The organism is Mesorhizobium sp. M7A.F.Ca.CA.001.08.2.1 (assembly GCF_003998455.1).
Classification (GTDB): domain Bacteria; phylum Pseudomonadota; class Alphaproteobacteria; order Rhizobiales; family Rhizobiaceae; genus Mesorhizobium; species Mesorhizobium ciceri.
Window position 1 is genome coordinate 1 of the sequence record NZ_RZPW01000749.1, and the last position, 2,983, is coordinate 2,983.

The 2,983-nt window shown below is 61.8% G+C and carries 4 protein-coding genes; 1 reads left to right on the forward strand and 3 read right to left on the reverse strand.

What is annotated here, in order from left to right; all coding sequences use genetic code 11:
* On the forward strand, positions 1-852 hold an 852-nt coding region (locus EN914_RS30195; protein WP_127389471.1), incomplete at its 5' end, for a cytochrome c.
* Between the two features lies 1 nt (position 853).
* Here EN914_RS30195 and EN914_RS30200 read toward each other — a convergent pair.
* The 3 genes from EN914_RS30200 to EN914_RS30210 all read right to left on the reverse strand — a co-directional run.
* A complete protein-coding gene (locus tag EN914_RS30200; protein WP_013532664.1) occupies positions 854-1,261 on the reverse strand; it encodes an SET domain-containing protein in 408 nt (135 codons plus the stop codon).
* 156 nt (positions 1,262-1,417) lie between these two features.
* The gene (locus EN914_RS30205) at positions 1,418-2,044 is read right to left on the reverse strand and encodes a LysE family translocator (RefSeq protein WP_024505543.1); all 627 of its coding nucleotides are present in this window, start codon (positions 2,042-2,044) and stop codon (positions 1,418-1,420) included.
* Positions 2,041-2,983 (reverse strand): prolyl oligopeptidase family serine peptidase (locus tag EN914_RS30210; protein ID WP_164779015.1); only part of this gene is annotated, 943 nt, incomplete at its 5' end. The genes EN914_RS30205 and EN914_RS30210, both read right to left, overlap by 4 nt.

Here is a 2,983-nt window from a genome sequence, read left to right on the forward strand (position 1 = left end):
AGGGAGACCCTGGCCAAGCTCGGTCCTGGCGACGCAGCCAGGGGCAAGCGCATTTTTTATGCCGGCGGTTGTACATCCTGCCATGCAAAGCCGGGCTCACAGGGCGATGCGCGGCTTCAACTCGTGGGCGGTCTCGAGCTCAAGACGCCCTTCGGAACCTTCGTGCCGCCCAACATTTCGCAAGACGCCAAGGACGGCATCGGCGCATGGTCGGTCGAGGACCTCGCCAATGCCATGCTGAAGGGCGTGTCGCCTTCGGGCCGACACTTCTATCCGGCGTTTCCCTATGCGTCCTACGCGCGCATGAATCCGGCCGACATTGGCGATCTCTATGCCTTCCTCAAGACGCTGCCGGCCGTCGCTGGCAAGGCGCCTGCAAATTCGCTCGGTTTTCCCTTCAACATTCGTCGCGGCATCGGCCTGTGGAAATTGCTCTATCTTAGCGACCAGCCGGTCGTTCCATTTCCCGCTGGCACGCCCGATCCGGTCATGGCCGGCCGCTATCTGGTCGAGGGGCCGGGCCATTGCGGCGAATGCCACACGCCGCGCGACCTCGCAGGTGGTACGAAAAAGAACGTGTGGCTGGCCGGTGCGGTGGCTGCCGAAGGCAGCGGCGTCGTGCCGAACATCACATCGGGCGAGGGCGGTATAGGCGATTGGTCGGAAGCCGACATCGTCAACTACCTCGAAACCGGCTTCACGCCCGATTTTGATTCCGTCGGCGGCGCCATGGTCGACGTGCAGCGAAACATGGCCGAGCTGGCGCCGCAGGACCGTGCTGCCATCGCCGCCTATCTCAAGGCGATACCCGCGCATCCAAACGGCTATCCGGCCCGCAAGAGGGCGAACTAGTCTAGATCGAGTCTGCGGATGACAGGTGGCGGTCACCGAGAAAATCGAAGCCCGTTTCGAAGAAATGGTTGTAGTTGCAGGTCAACTCTTCGCCAGGCGCGATGTCGCGCAGCGCAAAACTCTCCTCGGGTGAGGAGACGTCGCAATTAGGCTCGTCGGCATGGTTCATGTAGCGCGCGTCGTCGGCTTCGAAGACGATGTAGTTCGGATCGCGGCGGTCAGGATAGGAGTAGCGGTCGAGATAGCTCTTCACCGGGCCGGCCGCCCGCTCATAAGTCTCGACCTCGATGAGCCGATCGAACCTTGGGTCTAACTTCCAGATCAGAGTACCGCGAGGAATGTGGTTCTTGGCAAAGACGCCGATTCCCTGGATGGGTGATTTGTCGAGATAGACGTCGACGAGCAGCATAATGAACCTTTACGCGATTGGAGGCTGTCAGGCCGGAAAAGCCGCGCACTGGGTAGCGCGCGGTCGTCGCAATTGCGAGTGAAAATGAGCGACGGGAGCTTCAAAAAGTCCTGACACCCAGCCCTCTGGAAAGGGTGCGTCGATTATCGTCCAGAGTCAGCGTTGCTGCAGCGCCAGACGGACGCCCAGAGCGCAGTAGATGCCGCCGACAACTTTGCCCTGCAATCGTAACACCGACGGATTTCGGCGCAGGAACGTGCCGAGCCGGCCAGCGCTCACGGCAAAGACGACCGTGCTGAAAAGGCCCAGTATGACGAAGATGACCCCCAACGCGGTCATCTGAAGCATCACCGATCCGTTTTCAGGCCGCACGAACTGAGGCAGAAAAGCGAGGAAGAACAGAGCGGTCTTGGGGTTGAGCACTTCGGTCAGGACAGCCTGTCGAAACGCCTTGCCGGCGGAGATCGCGAGCGCACCGGCCGCCGGGTTGGCCGGTGTTTTCTCGATGATCGCGCGAATGCCGAGATAAACCAGGTAGGCCGCGCCGATGTACTTGATGACGCTGAACAGCGTCGCCGACGCGGCGATGATCGCCGAGATGCCGATCATGGCCATGACGGTATGAAAGACGTCGCCGGCAGCGATCCCGGCGCCCGTCGCGATGCCGACCTTGGTTCCGGAACTCGTTGCCCGGGCGATCGTCAGCAGGGTGGCGGGGCCTGGAATGAAGACGAAGCCGAGCACGACCGCGATGTAGGCGATCAGAGTGGTCAGGTCGATCATTTGTTGGTTGCTCCCGTAAGCTGCGCCTTGCCCATCACTTTCAGCGCGAAGGAATAGGTGTAGGCGATCTCTTCCAGCCGCGAAAACCGGCCGGAAGCGCCGGCATGGCCGGAATCCATGTTGATCTTGAACAGAACCGGATTGTCGCCGCTCTTGCGGTCGCGCAGCCGGGCCACCCATTTGGCCGGTTCCCAATAGGTGACGCGCGGATCGGTGAGACCGGCCAGCGCCAGGATCGGCGGATAGTCGTGATCAGAGACATTGTCATAGGGCGAATAGGCAGCGATCGTCCGATAGTCGTCGGCGGACGCGATTGGGTTGCCCCATTCGGGCCATTCCGGCGGCGTCAGTGGCAGGGTCGCATCGAGCATGGTGGTGAGCACATCGACGAAGGGAACCTCGGCGACGACGCCGCCAAAACAATCCGGCGCCATGTTGGCGACGGCACCCATCAGCATGCCGCCGGCCGAACCGCCTTGCGCGACGATACGGTCATGCGCCGTGTAACGCTCCGTGACCAGATGGCGCGCGACGGCGATGAAATCGGTGAACGTGTTCATCTTGTTCTCCCGCTTGCCGTCATCGTACCAGCCATAGCCCTTGTCCTTGCCGCCGCGAACGTGAGCAATGGCGAAGACAAAGCCGCGGTCGACCAGCGAGAACCAGTTGGTGTTGAAGGCGGCCGGCACGGTGATGCCATAGGAGCCGTAGCCGTAAAGCAGGCAAGGTGCGGATCCGTCCAGCGGCGTGTCGCGATGATGCAAAAGCGAGATCGGCACCAGTTCGCCATCGCTGGCCGGCGCCATCAGCCGCCGCGTGACATAATGGTCCGCATCATGGCCGGACGGCACTTCCTGGGTCTTCAGCAGCACCCGCTCGCGGGTGCGCATGTTATAGTCGAATACCTGCGCGGGCGTCGTCATCGACGAGTAGGAAAAG

Excerpts from the sequence above, each read along its gene's own strand:
- EN914_RS30205 (WP_024505543.1), bottom strand. The coding sequence starts at position 2,044 with ATGATCGACCTGACCACTCTGATCGCCTACATCGCGGTCGTGCTCGGC.
- EN914_RS30200 (WP_013532664.1), bottom strand. The coding sequence starts at position 1,261 with ATGCTGCTCGTCGACGTCTATCTCGACAAATCACCCATCCAGGGAATC.